This window comes from Streptococcus panodentis (assembly GCF_017884005.1).
Taxonomy (GTDB): Bacteria; Bacillota; Bacilli; order Lactobacillales; family Streptococcaceae; genus Streptococcus; species Streptococcus panodentis.
The window spans coordinates 1-20,104 of the sequence record NZ_QFAY01000028.1 but is presented as its reverse complement, the minus strand read 5'-3'; the positions used below and the strand labels follow the sequence as shown (position 1 = coordinate 20,104).

Sequence of the window (20,104 nt, the reverse complement as noted above, 5' to 3'; positions counted from 1 at the left end):
CATGAAGAACCGAAAACTTCATGCTTTTTGTTTATTCATCAGCTGTATTCCTTACGATAATTTTCGTTCTGCTCTGGCGGCCATCTGGTCTGCTGGCGCAGAGATAAAAGTCCAAACTCCTCTCTCCTGAAAAGGCCAGACTGGCTATTCCCACTTCCTTGAACGCTTCACCCGCAGCAAAATGCAGGTCAAAAACCTGATCCTGATAAGCCACACCATGTACACCCGTTCCCGGCTCGGTGACAAGCCGGATGGATTCCGGTATGGTCAGTCCATCTTGTCTCTGCAGGCGGACCTGTACCGACTGACCGCTGGCAACATGGTAAGTAGGACGTTCAAAAAGCAAAGCTGCCGAACAGCTTCTTTTCTCCATGGACTGAGGCGCCTTGTAAACCGACCACTTGGTCAAGATGGGGGGTGCCTGAACATCGGTCAAAACCAAGCGCAGGCGTCTGGCCCACACAGCGTCTCCTAAAAGCAAGCGTTTATAGCCAATCGTCTTCCCAGCCGCAAAGGCAGCCCAGCCCCGCTCCTTTTCCACCTCTAGGTAAAAGGAGGCAACCCGCTGCCCCTGAGCCATATCCTCTCTCAGCTCAACCGTATCAAACAAACAGTCTTGCCCCAAATCCAGCTCAAGGGTAAAAGGCTGCTGATCTGAGGCAGGCATCCAAAAAGCAGCTGGCCGGCCGTCAGTCAAATGACCAGCAGGACAGTCCGGGTGCTCACTGTCGGCCCAGACTTCAGCACCCAAGGCCAAATCGGCCGCATACAGCGCTGTGACAGCCTCATGAAACTCCTGCAGACGCTCGACATCGGCCGCAGCCAGAAGTCCCTCCTCTGTCGGAGGGACATTGAGCAGCAGCGGCGTCCCCCGCCCGACCGAGTGCAGGTAAATATCCAGCAGATCTGCCAAGCTTTTCGGCCTCTGACTGGTATGATAAAACCAGCCCGACCGAATGGAGACATCCGCCTCTCCCAGAGAATAGACCGTGCCATCTGGATCACCGTGATTCAGATAAGCAGGTGCCGTATGCTCGCTGAGCTGATTGGGATTGACCTTCTGCCACAGAGGGTCGCCCGCCCGGCCGTTTTCATTGCCAATCCAGCGAATCCCTGTCGCTTCAGTCGAAAAAACCAAAGCATCCGACTGTGCCTCCGCAATAGCTGCCAGCCAGGCCGGATAATCATAGACCAGCTTTTGCGCACCTTCTCCCCGCGCTCCGTCCATCCAGACTTCGACAAATTTTCCTTTATTGCCATAGAGAGGATTGGCCAGAATCTCCTTTAACTGCTGCAGGTAATAGTGATTGTAGGCTTCCTGCGTCTCCACATGATAGAGCGGGCTGTGCGCATCCCAGGGAGACAGATAGATCCCCAAGTCCATATCATACTTGCTGGCTGATTTCGAAACCTCTGCCAATACATCGCCTTTCCCATCCCGCCAAGGGCTGGCCGCAATGGTATGGTCGGTCCAGCGGGAAGGGTAGAGGACAAAGCCGTCATGGTGCTTGACAACCACAATCACCCGCTTAAAGCCCGTCTCTTTCAGCACCCGGATCCATTGATCCGTATCAAGAGCCGATGGGTTGAAACGCTGCGGGTCTTCCTGACCATTGCCCCACTCCTGATCATAAAAGGTATTGATCCCAAAGTGGATAAAGGCTGCCAATTCATCCTCATGATAACGCAGCTGGGCTTTGGATGGCAGAGGACCAAAGCCCGCCATTTCGCTGTTTGCTTTCATTTCTTCTCCATTTATATAAGATACAGGGGTATGATGGCGGGACAGACTCCCCTGATGGCTGCAGCATTGCCTGCAAAGCGGTCTGGCTTTTGGAAAACAGCCTAGCAGACTGCAACTGTGAAAACGAAGAAAAGCGAGAGATCAGCAGGGCATATAGCTCATGCTCAGACGGCTCGGCTTCTGTTTTCAGCTTTTTGGCCTGACTTCGGTCTGCCATAGGCGGTATTCCTGCAGCAAGCTGCCATTTTCTGCTCGAATGAGGAGGCGGATTGGCTCATCTGCCTTTACAGCCGGAATCGCTGTCGAGCTGGCCCCCTGCGTCAGCTTTAGTTTTATCTGGGAAGGCAGAACCGTCTCTCCCAGCACAATATCCTGCTGGTCTTCCCTGAGCTGCAGCTCCTGCCCTTTGATGAAAATCCTCACATCTGCTGTGGCAAAAGCCGGGGCTTTTCTGGCAAAAACCTGCAGTTCTGCCAAAGCTGGAGCTTGGGTCAAGCCTGAGAAAAGCACGCGCAGCGCATAGGTTTGCACTTTGTCAAAATGCAGTGCCAAGATACTGCCCGCTGCTGGCGGCTCGGCAATAGACAGATGGGCCACCGATTTCCAATGCTGACTGTCCGAAAGAACCGTTTCTTCTTTTGCTAGATTATCCGCATCTTGCGGCAATTGAGGCTCCTTGCCGACATAGTACTCCACCCTGATATTTTCCAGCAAACTGCAAGGACTCATTTGGTGGAAATGCAGGAACAGATTATCTGCAAAACGCTCACTGAGCATTCCGGCATCGCCAAACAGTACACCTGCATAGGCTTGATCCGCCCCGGCTGCACTGGTCCAATAACGAGAAGATTTCCCGCTCACAGCAAGCTGCCGGTCATTGAGGTAAGCTGCGCCGTGCTGCTTTTGAGAGTCTGACGCAAAGGCCAGCGGCAGAGGGGAACCCGTCCATTGGTCCGAGATGATTTCTGACAGCTGGCCCCTTTCTGCTACCCGCACCTGCAGCTCCGCCTGCAGCCTGCAGCCTGACACGCTGCCTTTCAGCAGAAAGGAACCCGGCTGCGCATACTGCTGCGGAGAAATCTTTTCCCAGTCAACCGCGGCGGTATCGGTCTTGCCGTTGGACAGAAAAACAGAAACCCTCTCCGGCAAGTCCGGTGCTTCATTCACCAGCGTGACCGCACTGCCATTTTCCACCGCCACAATCCCCTCTACGACGACTAGGGCAGCAGCTGTCAGGCTGAGCCCGCTCACTCTGCCAGTGACTGTCACTTCCTGATAGCGGCTGAGATTTTCCTCTGAAACAGTCTCCCAGCTAACGGGATAGGTCTTTGGAAATCCTCCTTCCATCTCTACCACAACCTTTTCAGGCAGTACAGGCTGCTGCTGCAACTGCGTATAAACTCGAATCGGACGCACAGCCACAGCCCTGGTTAGCTTCCGCCTGGACTGAATCATCCGCTGCAACTCCGTCTGCAAATGGCCGTAAGAAGCTCGGAGAGTGACTTTTCCGGCCTGACGCAGTTGACAGCGGTCTTCCTTGATTGTCAGCCAGCCCTCGCCGCTGATCTCCCACTCCAAGGCCTGAGCAGAAATTCTCTGCTTCCTGCCGTCTGGGTAGCAGACAAAGCACTCCAGCAGAAGCGTTTCATCTTCCAGCCACTCATCAGACCCAAAGCTGAGCTCAAGAGACTCTGCCGGCTGCTGACAGACCGCTGTCCCCTCTCCGGTAAAAATGGTCACCGAATCGGCCTCCAAGCCTTGACTAGAAGCATGAAGGGTAAAGGAGCCGTCCTCTTCTGTGCTCTCTATGATTGCCATGCCCTGACCATTGAATACCCGCCGCCGCCATGTCCCGTCAGCCTGCGCCTTGTAGCGCTCGCGGCTGGCCTGGCGGCCATTATCAAGCCCGACCATCCGCCCTTGTCCGCTCAAGCTGAAGTGCACTTGATGATTGGCAGTCGGCACCAGATTGCCATCGCGGTCCTCAATCTGATAGCGGATATAGGCCACTTCTCGGCCGTCAGCCCGAATGCGGTCTTCTTCCCTGAGCAGATGCAGCCGGGCAGCCTTACCCGCTGTTTGCAGGCAATCGCGTGCAATTTCCTCTCCCACCTGATTATAAGCTACTGCTAGCAGCTTACCCGGCACATAGGGCAGCAGCCATTCCAGATAGAGCTCTGCGGCACGGCTTCCCTCTTGGTAGGGACGGCCGTCAACCGTTTTTTTCTGACAAAATGCCTTTCTGCCCTGCGACAGACCGTTCAGATAGAGTTCGACACTGGCAGCATTGGAATAAACCCGCACAGGAATGCGGCCGCTGCTGTCCATCACCTGCCGGCGCAGACCGGCTTTTTCCCAATTCCAGTGCGGCAGGAGATGGACCATGGGACAGTCATCCCGGGTCCGCCACTGACTCTGGTAAAAGTAATAATCATTCTTAGGGATACCGGCTGTATCCACCAAACCAAAATAGGAACTGTTAACCGGCGTTTCATTCTGATTGTGCCAGGGCGTAGGCTCTCCGATGTAGTCGCAGCCTGTCCAGACAAACTGCCCCGCATAGTCAGCACGGTCCCGATCAAACAGCCAGGCACTGCTCGCTGTCCTGCCCCAGGCAACACGGTCATTGCCATAATCCGACTGCTCAAAATTTCTCAGCCCTTTATTGTGGCCAATCCATTCCCTGTGCGGCCGGAAATAGCTCCCCCTCGTTCTGGTGGCAGAGGAAGTTTCCGAACCATAGAGCAGCCAGTCCGGATGGCGCTGCCGCAGCTGATCGACATTCTCCTCGGCATAATTCAGGCCGACAGCATCCAGCTCTGCTGCGATCCGCTCATGTCCGCCGCTGCCATCGCCAAAGCGGAAAGCGTCGATTCCCATGGTGACATAACGGGTCGGATCAACGCTTTTAACGACCTGCACCAAGCGCTTCACCGTAGCGAGCGAATGGGCATCTCCTTTCGCTTCACTGATTTCATTTCCAATAGACCACATAAAGATGGCCGGATTATTTTTCCCCCGCTCCACCAGCATTCGCAGGTCATAGTCAGACCAAGTATCGCCTGCTTTTGCTTCAGGATGAAGCACCTTTTCTTCAAAAAAGCGGCCATAGTCATAAGTCTTTTTACCGCCGTACCATGTATCGAAAGCCTCCTCCTGCACTAGCAGGCCCAGCTCAGCAGCCAGCTTCAGTGTCTGCGGACTGGCCGGATTATGAGCAGTCCGGATGGCATTGGCTCCCATTTCCTTCATCTGTTTCAGCCGGCGGTATTCCGCCTTTTCATTTTCCGCTGCTCCCAAAGCCCCGTGGTCATGATGCAGGCAGACACCGTGCAGCTTTAGATACTGCCCATTTAAGAAAAATCCCTGAGACGGACTCCAAGACAGATAGCGGTAGCCAAAGCTATCGCTGCGTTCATCAACCAAAGTATTCCCCTGATAAACTCTGGTAATCAGCTGGTACAAGGCCGGTTCTTCACTGCGCACATCCCATAGTGCCGGCTGAAAAACCGGCAGGACCTGCCTAAAAACTATGTCCATCTGCGGAAGCAGCAGCTGGGTACTGCTGTCTGTCCAGTCGGCTGCCACCTGGCCTTGCCTGTCTATGATTTGCTGCCTCAGATAGACTGGAGCATCCTGCAGGGAAGCGTTGGTCACTCTTGTCTCCACCACCGTATCTACCCAGCCGTCCTGCTCCATTTCCAGCTCCGGAAAGGCAATAGCCACCCCATCCAGACAGACATGGACCTGCTCCTGCACCAAGAGGTGAACATCACGGTAAATGCCGCTTCCTGAGTACCAGCGGCTGCTGGGCTGCTGATTGACAACATGGACTGCTAAGATATTTTCTGACCCGTCATTGCGGAGATAGCGGGTAATATCATAGGAAAAAGGCGTATAGCCGCTGGGATAGCGGCCGACCAGCTGCCCATTGACAAAGACCTGCGAGTCCATGTAAACACCATCAAAGCAAAGGCGGACAGCTTTCTTTGATACATCATCTTCCAAAAAGAAAGCCGTTCGGTACCAAGCAGACCCGCCGTTCAGCTGGCCGCCTTCATTCTGTGCCGGTGACTGAGCATCGAAATCATAATAAATACTCCAATCATGAGGCAGTTTGACCGATTCCCAGTCCTCTGGACAAATCTCCTCTGCCAGAGCCTGATCTTTGGTCACTTGCTGACTGAACAGCCAATGCTTCCGCAGCGTTTGCTGACCTCGTAGTTCTTTCATATGCTGCTCCTTTTATTTTCACGGTATCACTATAACAAAAAAAGAAGGCGTCTTCAACGCCTTCCGCATCACTTCCTAAAAAGCGACGATTTATTCTATAATTTGTGGAAAAAATGGCAGACAGAAGGCTGTTAAAGCCTGCAGGCAAAACTGATAGGTGCTTATTTTACTACAATATTCACAAGCTTGTTGGGCACCGCTATCACCTTGACCACTTCCTTGCCGGCAATTTCTTCCTTGATTTTTTCGTCAGCCAGGGCGATTTCCTGCAGTTCCTGAGGAGACAGGTCCTTAGCCACGATCAGCTTGGCCCGGACCTTGCCCTTGATTTGGACTACGATTTCCACTTCGGCCTCAACCAGCTTGCTCTCATCGTAAGTCGGCCAAGCCACATAGGAGATGGACTCTCCGGTCTGGGCAATCTGCTGCCAGAGTTCCTCAGCCAGATGGGGCGCAAATGGTGCCAGCAGCTGGATAAAGCCCTTAGCATAGCCGATGTAGAGCTGGTCTTCCTTGTTGGCCGCATTGACAAAGATCATGAGCTGGGCCAGAGCAGTATTGAACTTGAGCTCCTCAATCTGCTCGGTCACAGACTTGACAGTTTCGTGATAGACCTTGTCCAGCTTGCCGTCATTTTCAGCGGTTAGCTCTTTTCTGGTCAGCAGGCGGTAAACCCGATCCAGGAATTTGCGGCTGCCTTCCAGTCCCTCTTCGCTCCAAGCGATAGAGGCATCCAGCGGCCCCATAAACATCTCATAAACCCGCAGGGTATCCGCCCCATACTGGTCCACCACATCATCCGGATTGACCACATTTTTCAGAGACTTGGACATCTTAGCCGGTGCCTGCTCCAGCTCTTCACCGGTTTCCATGCTGAAGAAAGAGCCGTCGCGTTTTTCCACCTTATCGGTCGCAACCAGAGCACCGCGGCTGTCACGGTAGCTGGTTCCCAAAATCATGCCTTGGTTAAAGAGCTTTTGGAAAGGCTCCTTGGTCGGCACCACTCCGAGATCATAGAGAAATTTATGCCAGAAGCGGGCATAAAGCAAGTGGAGCACTGCATGCTCTGCTCCGCCGATATAGATGTCCACCGGCAGCCAGGCCTTGAGCAGGTCCTCATCCGCCAACTTCTCACTGTTGTGAGGGTCGATATAACGCAGGTAATACCAGCTGGAGCCAGCCCACTGGGGCATGGTATTGGTCTCGCGGCGGCCCTTGACACCGTCTTCGCGAGTCACTTCCAGCCAGTCAGTCAGATTGGCCAGCGGACTTTCGCCAGTCCCTGAAGGACGGATGTCCTTGGTCACCGGCAGCACCAGCGGCAGCTCGCTTTCAGACAGAGCCGTAGAGGTCCCATCCTCCCAGTGCACAATCGGAATCGGCTCGCCCCAGTAGCGCTGACGGCTGAAAAGCCAGTCCCGCAGGCGGTAGGTGATTTTTTCCTGACCGACACCCTTTTCTTCCAGCCAAGCAATTATCTTGGCAATGGCCTCTTCCTTGTTCAGCCCGTTGAGGAAGCTTGAGTTGACATGGAGTCCGTCCTCAGTATAGGCTGCTGCCTCCACATTGCCGCCCTCCAGCACTTCGATGATGGGCAGGCCAAACTGCTTGGCAAACTCCCAGTCGCGCTCATCATGGGCAGGCACGGCCATGATGGCCCCCGTACCGTAGCTGGCCAGTACATAGTCCGCAATCCAGATAGGAATTTCCTGGCCGTTGGCCGGATTGATGGCATAAGCCCCTGTCCAGACACCGGTCTTCTCCTTGGCCAGGTCCGTTCGGGCCAGATCGGACTTGAGCGAAGCCTGACGTTTGTAGGCTGCAACGGCTGCTGCCTGCTCAGGGCTGGTAATGGCATCTACCAGAGCATGCTCGGGCGCCAGCACAGCATAAGTCGCGCCAAAAAGGGTATCCGGGCGGGTGGTAAAGACCGTAAAGTCCTTGTCTGTCCCCTGAATCTTGAAGGTCACATTGGCCCCGCTTGACTTGCCAATCCAGTTGCGCTGCATGTCCTTGATAGACTCCGGCCAGTCCAGCTCTTCCAGATCATTGAGCAGACGCTCAGCATAGGCCGTAATCTTCAGCATCCACTGGCGCATGGGCTTGCGGACGACCGGATAGCCGCCGCGCTCCGAAGTGCCGTCTGGCAGCACTTCCTCATTGGCAATGGCGGTCCCCAGCTCTTCGACCCAGTTGACCGGCACCTCAGCCTCATAGGCCAGGCCTTTTTCATAGAGCTTGGTGAAAATCCACTGGGTCCACTTGTAGTAGTTGGGATCCGTAGTATTGATCTCCCGGTCCCAGTCATAAGAAAAGCCCAGCGCATTGATCTGCCGCTTGAAATTGGCAATATTTTCCGCTGTAAAATCAGCCGGATCATTGCCCGTATCCATGGCATACTGCTCAGCCGGCAGGCCAAAAGCATCCCAGCCCATCGGGTGGAGGACATTGTAGCCGCGGGCACGCTTGAAACGGCTGAGAATATCCGTCGCCGTATAGCCTTCCGGATGCCCTACGTGAAGTCCCGCACCAGATGGATAAGGAAACATATCCAGCGCATAAAAGCTGGGCTTATCCGCATCCGTCCCCGTCTTAAAGGTGTGGTGGTCAGCCCAGTATTTCTGCCACTTTGGTTCAATTTCTTTGTGATTGTAATAAGCCATCGTTCTCTCCATTTTTCGTACTGCTCCTATTATACCATTTTCAGGGGAAATTAAAATAGCTGATTGCGGCAATATTTCTTAAAGAATAGACCAATCGTTCAAAAAAGCATTGACCTTTTCCAAGATTTTAAGACTTCCTTTTAAGTCCCGCCTATACCATACTATGTATAGTCTTTTTCTTTGCTTTTAGCAGTGAGGCGGTGGGACAGACTCCCATGATGGCTGCGCCCTCACCCAGAGAGGGAGCTATCTTTGGAAGATACCGTATAAAACCAAAAGCCCTCAGGCTTCAGAACGTAGACAAATTCCATTTTCTTTGTAAAAATTTTATAAATTCTTACAAAGAATTAAGAAAAAGCTCATTGCTATAATTAAAACAAAGATCAACCAAGTCTTTCCGCTGTGAGAAAAGCGCCTGAAACTTTTTAGTTTCAGGCGCTCGGAAGATTTGAGACTTTAGGCTCAAATCTTAGGTATGGAATTCCGAAGGAAGTCGCTACCGTCCGCACTCACTTAAGGAAAGACTTTGGATAACTTTGTCTTCAGTCTCAAGCCCTCAGGCTTTCCTTTCGCAATGAACCGACGGAGTCGTTTGCTTGTGGGCTGACCGCTTAAGGCCAATGAAGCCATCATCCGGTTTCCAAACAAGTCTCTTTTTACAGCCTCTTTATTGGACCTTTTTTCCCAAAAGGTCTATAATGAACCCGGAGGAAACAATCATGGATTTACAAACTATTTTCATTTATGCATTCATTTTTATTTTCATTGGTACAGAAATGTGGATAAAAAATAAAACTAAATCCAATAATGTAAGCGACTCTGCTGACAGAGGGAGCCGTTACATCATTATTGGCAGCGTTATCTGCTGTTTACTATTAATGAATGGGCAGCTTCTGCCCTCTGTACCTCACTTGCCAAACTTCACAGTCTATCTTGGACTTCTCCTATCCCTGGCTGGTTTTGCATTGCGCCTCTATGCTGTCAGCTACCTCGGAAAAAACTTTACACTCGCTGTTCAGACAACCGATCAGCAGCAGTTAGTGGACCACGGCCCTTATGCTGTTGTGAGAAATCCTGCCTATACCGGCAGCATCTTGTCCGTCCTTGGCTTATCAATCGTTTCGCTGAATCCTTTGACAATCATTCTCTGCCTCATCCTTCTCGTGGTGGGTTACAGCATTCGGCTAAAAGTAGAGGAAAAAGCCCTGCTCAATCACTTTGGAAACACCTACGAGATCTATTGCAAAAAGGTTAAATACCGAATTTTTCCTTTCATTTGGTGATTTCATAAAAACAAGCCGCTCTCAGTCCTATACAGCTGAAAGGCGGCTTGTTTTCTTGTTTATTCTCCAAACAGTTTGAGTTTGTTTTCGATTTCCTGATAGACGGGGCTGTCCTGCAGGCCGACTGCCAGAGCATTGTCCCGGCAGTATTGGAGCAGGAAAGTATAGTATTTGTAGTAAAAGGACAGGTCATAGCCCAGCTTGCCGAGGATAGCCAGCTGCTCCTCAAAGCCGGCGATGAGGTCTTGAAACCAGCGCTCATTCCAAGTAAGGGAGATGCTGCCGGGACGCAGGCGGTAGTAATAGAGCGGCTCGTTCAGATAGATAATCTTTTCAGCCTGCAGATAGAGTTTGTAAGTGGTAAAGGCATCTTCTGCCACCCGGCCGACCGGATAGCGTACTGCATCAAAGAGATCACGTTTGTACAATTTGCCCCAGGCAGAGAGAAAGACCCCGTCCATCATGCGTCGTCTCGGATACTCCTCTATCATCTCCTCCCGCTTATAGAGCTGTTCAAAATGCTCGGTCGAGTAATAGAGAAAGGTCGCATCCTCAGGCCGAAAGCTGCAGTGGTGGCCAATGGCTATATCGGCATCATACTCTTTCAGCTTTTCATAAAGCCGGGCCACATGCTGCTCCGGCAGCCAATCATCTGAGTCCACGAAAATCACATAGGCACCGCCAGCTGCTTCCAGTCCAGTATTGCGGGCGCCGGACAATCCCTGATTTTCCTGGTCCATCACTGTAATCCGGCTGTCCTGAGCTGCCAAGTCCCGGCAAATCTGCCCTGATGCGTCTGTTGAACCGTCATTGACCAGAATTATTTCCAAATTCTGATAAGTCTGATTGCGGACACTGTTGACACACTCGGCTAGATACTGCTCGACATTGTAAACAGGGATAAGGACACTGATTAATTCCTGAGACATGGTAACTCCTCTTTTTTTCTCGTCTTTTTATTATACATGATTTTTGAGCTTTGTCAGCTGTTTTTGGAAAATATGTTTCAAACTTCGGCTGTTCATTTTTAGACAAAGAACTGAATTTTGTTTAAAAGACAGATTTCTTCAGCAGTCCCCTCCTTAAACTTCCTTTTTTATGCTATACTCAATCTAGAGATTTTTAGGGGGATGCTGCAATGCCGGGCTCGATGTTTGTTGGATTGGTGATGATTTTTATCCTTGTCTTTGGGATAAGCTATAGAATACTGGCAAAAAAGGAAGAGGCAGACCAGCCTGAGACGTCAAATCAAGAGCCAGACTATTTCCAGCAGACTCGGACTGCTCCTTGGGAGCTCAAGCACAACAGGGGAAAGCAGGGAGAATATCAGCTCGGTCAGGTCCTAAGCCAGCTGAGCGGCTATAAGAAAATCCTGTTTAATCTCTATGTCTTTAAGGAAAATGGTACGACTACTGAGATTGATGCCCTGCTCATCCATCCATCAGGAATATATATTTTTGAGTCCAAAAACTACAGAGGCTGGATTTTCGGATCGGAGCACCAGCAATATTGGACGCAGGTTCTGGCGACTGGCCGCGGCCGATCGCACAAGCAGTCTTTTTTCAACCCCATCATTCAAAATAAAATCCATCTCAAATGGCTCAGCTATTATCTGAACGAATATGCGCCAGACCTCTATTCCTACATTGTTTTCAGCAATGACTGCGAGCTGAAGGAAATCCATCTAAAGAGCGACCGGCATAAGGTTATTCAGACTTGGCAGGCACTGGGAGCGATTGAACAGCAGGCCGGCCAGACGGGAGCAAAGCTGGCTGCTGAGCAGATTGACGACCTTTACCGTATGCTGCTGCCTCTGACCAAGCGCAATCAAGTTGTCAAAGAGCGCCATATCAAAGCCATTGCTCAGAATCGGCAGAAGATAGAAACCGAAAACATCTGCCCCCGCTGCCAGAGCAGGCTGGTGCTGCGGACAGCGGCCAAGGGTGCTAGAGCCGGCCAGCAATTCTGGGGCTGCTCCAGCTTCCCAAGATGCCGCTTCACCCAGCAATGGGAAGGGCCTGCTTCCAGCCCAATCGCTGAGGCCGGCCCTCAAGCAACTGATGTTGGACAGCCTGTCCTGCAAGAACAGGGCAAAATAGAAAGCAACAGCTGAAATCTGCTGTTGCTTTTTTTACAGGTCATTCTTTTCTCCAATAGCCCAAGAGCTAGGATTTTTTCTTCCAGCCAAGGAAGGCCGCGCTCAATCCCAAGAGGAAGAAGCCAGCTAGATGGCTCCACAGACTGCTTTGGCTGCCAGTCTTGGGCAGTTGCTTGGAGGAGACTGACGGAGCAACTGCCCGCCGGGACACGCTTGCTGGAGTCACTGTCTCTGCGCCTGTCTTGTAGGTCAGCTTTTCTGCCTGCACTCCGTTTGCAGCTGAAGCTGGCTGCTGGGCCTGCGATTGCGGGGCTTGCTCCATGTCTGCCAGCGGTACCGTACTGTTCATAAACACTTCCTGTGAAATGGCGCGCTCTTCAATGGCATCCTGAACACCGGTGATACTGACAAAGTAATAGCGGGCCCAGTCCCTGCTCAAACGCTGAATACCGGCCAGACCAGCTCCCGGATACCAGAAAGGTTTGACAGCCCCTGGGTCAGTAAATTTCCAGTCGCCGCCAACCTGAATGCCCAGTTTGGCATCCGGATCCGATTTATCCGAAATGCGGGCCTCAACGGACACCAGAACTGCCCGAATAGTCTGTGGATTGGGAATGTTCAGCGCTTGGTCTGAGCCCCAATGGGCCACCCGGTCCTGCTTAGGCAGAACCTGAATGGCTGTTCCGCCGCTCGGCAAGACCTCCTTCTGGGCTTCTCCAGCATCGGAGCCCATATTCCCCTTAAACTGGTTCACCCACTGGACTGCCTGAGGATGGTTGACGATATTTTCCCAGACAGTAGAGTCATTGCGGAGGACAAAGGCCTGCATATTACGGACATCAACCCAGGCATTGGCTGCTGTATTATCAGACATCTCTAGGGCAACTCCCCATGGGTCAAATTCGTCCATCCACTTGCCCCGCTCCTTGTCAAAGACAGCACGGGCCTCCTTATCGGCTTCTTCGTCTGTTTTGCTTTTATCGGAAGTATCTTTATAGGCCAGATAATACCAGTCGGCTGCTGGGTCATAGGTCGGACGGCCGCCCAGCACGACAGCACCTCCGTTAAACTGGCCGGGGCCGCCGTTGGGGCCGCGCTTTTGGCGCTCGCCGTCTTCTATGACGACATTGTCTTCTGACCAGACCCAGACATCGCCTTGGTTGGCCCCCATTTGGGCAATGGCCCGCTGCTTTTGCTCATCGGACATGACTTGGCTGGCCTGCACCTGGCTGTTCACTGCTGCGGGAGCTGCGTCACTGGCAGCATCCACGGGTGTTGCTGCTGCCGGGGCTGCTGGGCTTTCGGCTGCAGCCAAGTCCACTGCAGCCACTTCAGCCGCAGGAGCCGTTTCATCAGCCCCAACTGCTGTGATAGTGGTCAGGGCGAGCAGGGACAGGAGGGAAGCACACAGGAGCAGACCGCTGCAGTATTTTCCGGCAGCGGCGGATTTGGATAAAGGAAGTTTATGATTCATGCTGTTCTCCTCTCATTCAAAATGCTGAATCATTAATAATCTCCCATTGATTGCTTACAGAAAAGTTAAGGCAAGGGATTGCCGGCACTCTTGTAAATCTCATACCAATCGGCCCGGGACAGCTCTGCATCAAAGGCCGCCGCCATGGAACGAAGCCGGTCTGGATTCATGCTGCCGACAATCGGCTGCATGTGAGCAGGGTGGCGCAGGATCCAAGCCAGCACCATAGCCTCAAAAGACAGCTGATAGGCTGCGGCAAATTTTTCCAAAACAGCGGTCAGCTGGGCGTATTTTGGATGTTTCATAAAGAGGCCCTGCTGCAGATCCACCTGAAAAGGCGACCAAGGCTGAATCGTAATGCCCTGCAGGCGGCAGTACTCCAGTACGCCGCCGTCCCGATTGACGGCCAGCTGATTGAGCATATTGCTGTTGAGCCCTGCGTCAATCATGGGCGTGTGGGCCGGACCGAACTGCAGCTGATTGATAATCAGCGGCTGCTCCAGGCTCTTTTGCAGCAGCTCTATTTGGTAAGGATTTTGATTGCTGACGCCGAAATAGCGGACTTTGCCAGCCTGATGCAGCCGAGAGAATGCTTCTGCCACCTCTTCAGGCTCGACCAGAGCATCCGGCCGGTGCAGGAGGAGCACGTCCAGATAGTCGGTCTGCAGCCTCTTTAGGCTGGCCTCGACCGAACTGATGATGTAGTCCTTGGAAAAGTCAAAATGGTAATTGCTGTGAACATCCCGCAAGCCGCACTTGGACTGGATCAAAAAGCGATCCCGGGGAATCTTGGCCAGCTGCAGGGCCTGGGCAAATTTGGCTTCAGACTGGCCGCCGGCATAGACGTCCGAATGGTCAAAGAAGTTAATCCCGATCTCTCCGGCCGTTTCAAGGACTGAAATAATCTCTTCCGGCGAATGCTCAGCCAGACGCATACAGCCCAGAACCAGCTGACTGGCTCCTTCCAGCTCATTTCCGACTGTTAAATAGTTCATTCCGTCACCTCATTCCTTATAGACTGGGCGGTCAAGCAGGGTTAATTCCTCAATCTTGACATTCTCCGTTTCAAAGACGATAAACTCATTCTTTTCCTTCAGAAAGCCGGATGGCACATAGAGATAGTGGATGGGACCTTCATTCCAGTAGCGGCCCAGATTAAAGCCATTGACAGCAATACAGCCCTTACCGTACTTAGAGCAGTCAATAAAGGTATCTGCAATGTCATCCAGTTCGGCCTCGAAGCGGTAGAAAGTCGGTGCTTTGACGACTTCCGGCAGAGCAGCGCTGCAGTCCAGTCTGTCCAGCATTTCCTGATCAAACTTGAGAGCATAATGCTTCCAGCCCTTGCGGAATTGATGGTTGATCATAATCCCGCCCTTGACCCCCTTGGACTGGCTGGGCGCACCCAGCTTGTAGCCGTAATTGACCCGGCCCATATTTTCCACCAGCACATCGATGCCAATCCTTTCCGTGTCAGCCGAAAAGAGCAGTTCATCGCCGATTTCCTCCCGATACTGAGTAGCCAGATGCTGGCGGTTAACGTAGAAATGGCAGCGGTCATGCGTCTCCAGCGCCTTGAGCCTTTCTTCGTGGTGCTGATTCTTCACCTCTGAGCGGTAGAGAATGTAGCCATGATTTTGGCCTATTTTCTCCATAGGCTGAGGATAGTCCAGCAGGATTTCCTCGCTGATTGCCGGTGCCACCTCCAGCAGATTGGCCGTGCCAAGCAGCGGGAAAGTCCCATAGGCCTTAGCCTTGCGGACGATAGGCTCAAACTGCTCCAACTCCGGAAAGACTTCGTGGGTCACGCGCTGAACAGCATAGTATTTTTCTGTCGGCACCCCCCACTCGGTTATCGGAGCATCAAAGTCATAGGAGGTTATCTGGGGCAGATCCTTGGTCTTGCGGGCCGAACAGCCGCTGATGAAGCCAAAATTGGTACCGCCCCGCAGCAGAAAGAGGTTCATACTGCCAATCTGCAGCATTTCCTTGACATCCCGCGCCAGATCCTCCGCCTCCCGTCGGACAATCTCCTCGCCCCAGCGGCTGAACCAGCCGTCCCAAAATTCTGTACACATGAGCGGCCATTTCTGGCCGTGCCTTTCCATAAAGGCCCGCAGATTGTCTGTATTTTCCTTAGCTTGGGAGCCAAAATTTCCCGTCACAAAAACGCCATCCTCAATCAGGGTGCCGGACTCCAGAGCCTCTATCCAAGTTCCGTCTGAGGTAAAGAGAGGCACCGTAACGCCGCGGTCTCTCATCATCTGAGCAATATGGCGCATGTAGTCCTTGTCTTCTGCATAGGAGCCGTACTCATTCTCCACCTGCATCATGAGAATAGGCCCGCCCTGACTGGACTGATAAGGCAGCAGTTTGGGAAAGAGCCAGTCATAGAAACGACTGACCTTTTCCAAAAAGAGAGGATGGTTGACCCGCAGGCGCATATCCGGATAAGTCAAGAGCCAGGCCGGCAGGCCTCCAAAGTCAAACTCCGCACAGATATAAGGCGTCGGCCGGACGATGAGATGCAGCCCCATCTCCTGCACCAAGTCGAAATAGGCTTCAAAATCCAGCAGGCCGTCTGCAGTAAACTGACCCTCCTGAGGCTCATGCAAAGCCCAGGGAATATAGGTCTCCACCGTATTAAAGCCCAAAGCTTTCAGATTGTAAAGAGTTTCCCGCCATTGATCAGGATGAAGCCGAAAATATTGGACAGCTCCTGACAAAATCTTAAAAGGCTGGCCCTCGAGATAAAATTCTTCTTTAATTTCAAATCTTGCCATCTATCCAAGCTCCTCCTGTTTGTCTGCCATTTTGACAAAAGGCAGGTAGATAAAGGTCGAGATGGCCACATTGACCAGAGACAGAATAATAGCCCGCCAGTCAAAGGCTGTCGCAAAGAAACCATAGAGGACGGGCGGCATGACCCAGGTCACATTCTGCGTGACAGGTGCCACCAGCCCCAGCGTGGTAGCAAAGTAGGCCACCGTCACCATGACCATCGGCGTCAGGACATAAGGGATAAACATAATCGGATTGAGGACAATCGGCAGACCGTACATGACCGGCTCACCGATATTAAAGATCATCGGGAAGATTCCCAGCTTGGCCACTTCCCGATAGTGCTTGTTCCGAGACTGCCAGAGAATGGCAATGGCAACCCCAATCGCATCAAACCAGACGAAAGCTCCAAAGGAATTGTCTGTCCACATATAAGGAATAGCCTGCCCAGCCTGATAGGCCTCCAGATTGGCCAGCATGGTCACACCAAAGAGGCTGGCCATGACTGGGGCCAAAACATTGCCCCCGTGCAGACCGAAGAACCAGAAAATCTTATTGAGAAAGACGATCAAGAGCACAGCCCAGAAACTTTGGGACATACTGAGGAGCGGTGCCTGCAGAACCTTGTAAATCCAGTCAATCAGCAGCTCGCCGGTCAGCTGGTTGAAGGCATAGGTCGCAATGCCGATAATATACATGGCAATCGCAGCCGGGATAATGGACATGAAGGGCTTCATGATTGCCGGCGGTACAGAGTCCGGCAGCTTGATGGTCCAGTTGCGGTTCATGACCTTACAGAAAATAATGACCGAAATAAAGCCAATCAAAATCGCCGTGAAATAACCGCGGGCGCTGATCTGATCCCCCGGAATAACGCTGCTGATGGTGACATCCAGATTGGTGCCATCCAGCTTCAGCTCCGGAAGTTTTTCAATAGCCTTGCTCAGACCCGGTGTTTTCCCTGCCAGCTCAAAGGTCTTGGTGACAGAGCCGCCGATTGTAATGACATAGGAAGCCACTGCTACCAAACCGGCCGATATCTGATCAGTCTTGTAAATCTTGGCGATATTGACACCGAAAGTAAATAGAAACAAGAGGACAACAATGGGAATGCTGCCTTTAAAAACCAGCCAGTTGATATCAATCAGCCACTGGAAGGTCGACGAAATCCAAGTCCAGCCAAACTGTCCCGGCAAATCAGACAGAAAGGCGTTGACCATCAGGGCAAAAGAGCCCGTCATAATAATCGGCATGGTCCCAATAAAAGAATCACGCAGAGCAACCAGAAACTTTTGGTTGCCGACTTTGTTGGCAATCGGCATGAGCCGAGCCTGCCATTTATCAACCAAACTACTCATAAGACTGATCTCCTATTCTTTAAATTTCTTATGCAAATCAATGATTTCCTTTGCCAAATCCACAAAGGCAATACTGGTCATGAGATGATCCTGCCCATGCACCATAAATAAACTGAGTTCTGTATTTTCTCCTTGCGCCTCCTTGGTCAGCATTTCAGCCTGGGCATGATGAGCCTGCAGCAGGGCTTTTTGAGCCAGCTCCAGCTTTGCTGCTGCCCGGGGAAAGTCACCCCCCTTGGCGGCGGCAATCGCTTCGACCGCACAGGACTTCGCCTCGCCGCCGTACATGATGAGGGTCATAGCGACCTCCAGCGATGATTGGTCTGCCATACTGCCTCCTATCCTATGAGGGACTCTGCCAAATCCAAGACCTTATCCCCCTTCATCATCCCATAGTCTGTCATGGGAATGACCTCTACTGGGATGCCTTTTTCGGCTGTTTTTTCCTTAAAATCATCCAGCAGATAGCGGACCTGCGGCCCCAGCAAGAGGACATCCACCTGCTCATTGGCCAGATATTCCGCCGCTTCGGGTACCGGTACAGCAAAGATTCTTGCAGCCAATCCCCGATCTTCCGCAGCTTTCTGCATTTTATTGACCATGAGGCTGGTGCTCATCCCGGCCGCACAGACCAGCATAATTTGTTTTGCTTCCATAGGCAATTCTCCTTTTCAAAATGTTAAATCATTTGAGCAACAGGTCAGGCAAATCCTGACAATTATTTTTAATATATAAACAAAAATCCAGAAAAAGAATAAATTTTATCGTATTATTAATTTTCTATAAATAGTATATCCGCTTTTTTCTAAAATGTCAACGCTTTCATCTTGTATTTTTATTTATTTTTTGTTAATATAACGGCAGAGGAACTGACGATGACAAGAACCAAAAAACAAACGGAACTCCGAGCGACCGTCTTAGACCAGCTCTATGCCAAACGGCCGATTTCCCGGATCGATATTTCAAAAGAAAGCCATATCACACCAGCCACCACCGGAACGATTATCAATCAGCTGATTAAGGAAGGTCTGGTGCTGGAATTGGGGGAGCTGAGCGATGACAGCGTAGGCCGCAAAAAGACCCTGCTGGACATCGCCCCCCGCCAGCGCTGCTATCTGGGCTTTGAGATTTCAGAAAAACAGCTGGCTGCGGCCATTACAGATAATGTCGGAGAGGTCATTGAGAGCGCCTGCCAGCCTTATCAGATCGACTGGACCGGCGGACCGTCCGACTCAGAAATCATCCGCTTTATCAAGGACTTCCTGCAGAAAAACAGCCAGCATCCGATCTCTGCTATCGCTGTAGCCCTGCCGGGCCATCCCAATCTTTCTGAAAGTGACTTTATTGTTTCTAAAAATCCGCATTGGGGCCAGATTAATCTGCGGACCATTCAGGAGGCCTTCTCCGTCCCGGTCTATTTCGCCAACAAATCCCACTGCCTGACCCTGGCCGAGCGCCTCTTCAGCTACCATCCAGCAGACAGCAATTTTATCGTCTATCACCTTGCCAGAGGGATTCACTGCTCTTACATGTACAGGGGCAGCATTTACAGCCAGGATAACTTTTTGATTGGCGAGGTGGGCCATACCGTGATGAACCCCGAAGGAGAACGCTGCCCCTGCGGGAAAAACGGCTGCCTGCAGGTCTATGCCAGCGAGAGCTCTCTCATTGACAAAGCGGCGATTTTGCACCAGTCTTCCCAGACTTCCCTGTTAAAAACGCTGGTGGCAGAGCCCAGTGATATTCAGCTGGATACCCTTCTGGCTGCCTATCGCTTGGGCGATCTCGGCAGTATAGAGCTGATTCATACCGCCTGCCGCTATCTGGCCATTTCGATTTCCAACCTCTGCCAGCTCATCGATACCGAGCGAATCTATCTGGACGGAGAGTTTTTCTCCTCCCCTTTGATTGCGGAGCAGATTTTAGCCCAGCTGGAGCAGGCTGCGCCGCTCTTTCCCAAGCAGAAGCAGGCCGAGATCATTATCATCCCTTACTCTCAGCTCAATATTGCCCGGGCGGCCGTCAGTCTCTGTGTTTACCATGAATTTCTGGACAAAAACAGCACATTCTGATCCCCAAAGAAAATCGAGTTTTGACAAGGAGGGGAGCAGGAACAATAGGCGGGAAACCGTCCCACCGCCACTACTAAAAGCAAACAAAAAGACTAAAAAATCCGCGCTTTGCAGCACGGATTTTTTATAGTCTTTTAGCAGGAGGCTGAGACAGACTCCCATGATGGCTGCGCCCTCACCCACAGAGGGATGAATCTTTTGGAAGATACTGTATAAAAAGTCCTTCAGTCTCGCTTTGTTTTGGAAAAAAACTCTTGACGCGGTAGCTGATTGCTCAAAAGCCCCAGTGGAGGTTTTGAGGTTATAGATAAAGCTTCCGATAGGAAGCAACAAAAGCACTGCTTTGAGGTTATGGATGAAACATCCGTTAGGATGTGTCAAGACTGTTCGTCTTTTAG

13 protein-coding genes are annotated in these 20,104 nt (G+C 51.8%); 3 read left to right on the top strand and 10 right to left on the bottom strand.

Annotation, left to right across the window (positions count from 1 at the left end):
- Positions 1–31: 31 nt before the first annotated feature.
- The 3 genes from DHL47_RS11255 to leuS form a co-directional block, all read right to left on the bottom strand.
- The gene (locus DHL47_RS11255) at positions 32–1,744 is read right to left on the bottom strand and encodes an alpha-L-fucosidase (protein WP_209551945.1); all 1,713 of its coding nucleotides are present in this window, start codon (positions 1,742–1,744) and stop codon (positions 32–34) included.
- Between the two features lie 186 nt (positions 1,745–1,930).
- Positions 1,931–5,977 (bottom strand): glycoside hydrolase family 2 TIM barrel-domain containing protein, encoded by a 4,047-nt coding sequence (locus DHL47_RS11250; RefSeq protein WP_209551944.1) that lies wholly within the window; start codon positions 5,975–5,977, stop codon positions 1,931–1,933.
- A 161-nt stretch (positions 5,978–6,138) separates the two neighbouring features.
- Positions 6,139–8,640 carry a leucine--tRNA ligase gene (gene leuS, locus DHL47_RS11245; protein WP_209551943.1) on the bottom strand — a complete coding sequence of 834 codons (2,502 nt, stop codon included), beginning with the start codon at positions 8,638–8,640 and terminating at the stop codon, positions 6,139–6,141.
- Between the two features lie 719 nt (positions 8,641–9,359).
- On the opposite strand from leuS, the gene DHL47_RS11240 reads away from it, so the two are divergent.
- Complete coding sequence (locus DHL47_RS11240; RefSeq protein WP_209551942.1) at positions 9,360–9,923, top strand: methyltransferase family protein; 564 nt, start codon at positions 9,360–9,362, stop codon at positions 9,921–9,923.
- 59 nt (positions 9,924–9,982) lie between these two features.
- Here the strand turns inward: DHL47_RS11240 and DHL47_RS11235 are convergent, their stop codons facing one another.
- Entirely contained in the window at positions 9,983–10,852 is an 870-nt protein-coding gene (locus DHL47_RS11235; RefSeq protein ID WP_128836710.1) for a glycosyltransferase family 2 protein, read from the bottom strand.
- 209 nt (positions 10,853–11,061) lie between these two features.
- Between DHL47_RS11235 and DHL47_RS11230 the strand changes: the two genes are divergently transcribed.
- On the top strand, positions 11,062–12,036 hold the full coding sequence (locus DHL47_RS11230) for a nuclease-related domain-containing protein (protein WP_209551941.1): 975 nt from the start codon (positions 11,062–11,064) through the stop codon (positions 12,034–12,036).
- 52 nt (positions 12,037–12,088) lie between these two features.
- Here DHL47_RS11230 and DHL47_RS11225 read toward each other — a convergent pair whose 3' ends face one another.
- The 6 genes from DHL47_RS11225 to DHL47_RS11200 all read right to left on the bottom strand — a co-directional run bounded on the left by DHL47_RS11225 (position 12,089) and on the right by DHL47_RS11200 (position 18,290).
- Complete coding sequence (locus tag DHL47_RS11225; RefSeq protein WP_209551940.1) at positions 12,089–13,495, bottom strand: LPXTG cell wall anchor domain-containing protein; 1,407 nt, start codon at positions 13,493–13,495, stop codon at positions 12,089–12,091.
- 65 nt (positions 13,496–13,560) lie between these two features.
- Complete coding sequence (locus DHL47_RS11220) at positions 13,561–14,490, bottom strand: aldo/keto reductase (RefSeq protein WP_209551939.1); 930 nt, start codon at positions 14,488–14,490, stop codon at positions 13,561–13,563.
- A 9-nt stretch (positions 14,491–14,499) separates the two neighbouring features.
- Entirely contained in the window at positions 14,500–16,278 is a 1,779-nt protein-coding gene (locus DHL47_RS11215; RefSeq protein ID WP_209551938.1) for a glycoside hydrolase family 35 protein, read from the bottom strand.
- Positions 16,279–17,634 carry a PTS sugar transporter subunit IIC gene (locus DHL47_RS11210; protein ID WP_128836714.1) on the bottom strand — a complete coding sequence of 452 codons (1,356 nt, stop codon included), beginning with the start codon at positions 17,632–17,634 and terminating at the stop codon, positions 16,279–16,281. It lies immediately after the preceding gene.
- Positions 17,635–17,646: 12 nt separating this feature from the next.
- Positions 17,647–17,964, bottom strand: coding sequence for a PTS sugar transporter subunit IIA (locus tag DHL47_RS11205; protein ID WP_128836715.1), 318 nt, complete (start codon positions 17,962–17,964; stop codon positions 17,647–17,649).
- Positions 17,965–17,972: 8 nt separating this feature from the next.
- Positions 17,973–18,290 (bottom strand): PTS sugar transporter subunit IIB, encoded by a 318-nt coding sequence (locus tag DHL47_RS11200; protein WP_128836716.1) that lies wholly within the window; start codon positions 18,288–18,290, stop codon positions 17,973–17,975.
- A gap of 219 nt (positions 18,291–18,509) precedes the next feature.
- On the opposite strand from DHL47_RS11200, the gene DHL47_RS11195 reads away from it, so the two are divergent.
- The gene (locus tag DHL47_RS11195) at positions 18,510–19,706 is read left to right on the top strand and encodes an ROK family transcriptional regulator (protein ID WP_128836717.1); all 1,197 of its coding nucleotides are present in this window, start codon (positions 18,510–18,512) and stop codon (positions 19,704–19,706) included.
- Positions 19,707–20,104 lie beyond the last annotated feature (398 nt).

Coding starts and splice junctions, on each gene's coding strand:
- DHL47_RS11230 (WP_209551941.1), top strand. CDS start 11,062: ATGCCGGGCTCGATGTTTGTTGGATTGGTGATGATTTTTATCCTTGTC.
- DHL47_RS11215 (WP_209551938.1), bottom strand. CDS start 16,278: ATGGCAAGATTTGAAATTAAAGAAGAATTTTATCTCGAGGGCCAGCCT.
- DHL47_RS11210 (WP_128836714.1), bottom strand. CDS start 17,634: ATGAGTAGTTTGGTTGATAAATGGCAGGCTCGGCTCATGCCGATTGCC.
- DHL47_RS11220 (WP_209551939.1), bottom strand. CDS start 14,490: ATGAACTATTTAACAGTCGGAAATGAGCTGGAAGGAGCCAGTCAGCTG.
- leuS (WP_209551943.1), bottom strand. CDS start 8,640: ATGGCTTATTACAATCACAAAGAAATTGAACCAAAGTGGCAGAAATAC.
- DHL47_RS11240 (WP_209551942.1), top strand. CDS start 9,360: ATGGATTTACAAACTATTTTCATTTATGCATTCATTTTTATTTTCATT.
- DHL47_RS11225 (WP_209551940.1), bottom strand. CDS start 13,495: ATGAATCATAAACTTCCTTTATCCAAATCCGCCGCTGCCGGAAAATAC.
- DHL47_RS11235 (WP_128836710.1), bottom strand. CDS start 10,852: ATGTCTCAGGAATTAATCAGTGTCCTTATCCCTGTTTACAATGTCGAG.
- DHL47_RS11255 (WP_209551945.1), bottom strand. CDS start 1,744: ATGAAAGCAAACAGCGAAATGGCGGGCTTTGGTCCTCTGCCATCCAAA.
- DHL47_RS11200 (WP_128836716.1), bottom strand. CDS start 18,290: ATGGAAGCAAAACAAATTATGCTGGTCTGTGCGGCCGGGATGAGCACC.
- DHL47_RS11195 (WP_128836717.1), top strand. CDS start 18,510: ATGACAAGAACCAAAAAACAAACGGAACTCCGAGCGACCGTCTTAGAC.
- DHL47_RS11205 (WP_128836715.1), bottom strand. CDS start 17,964: ATGGCAGACCAATCATCGCTGGAGGTCGCTATGACCCTCATCATGTAC.
- DHL47_RS11250 (WP_209551944.1), bottom strand. CDS start 5,977: ATGAAAGAACTACGAGGTCAGCAAACGCTGCGGAAGCATTGGCTGTTC.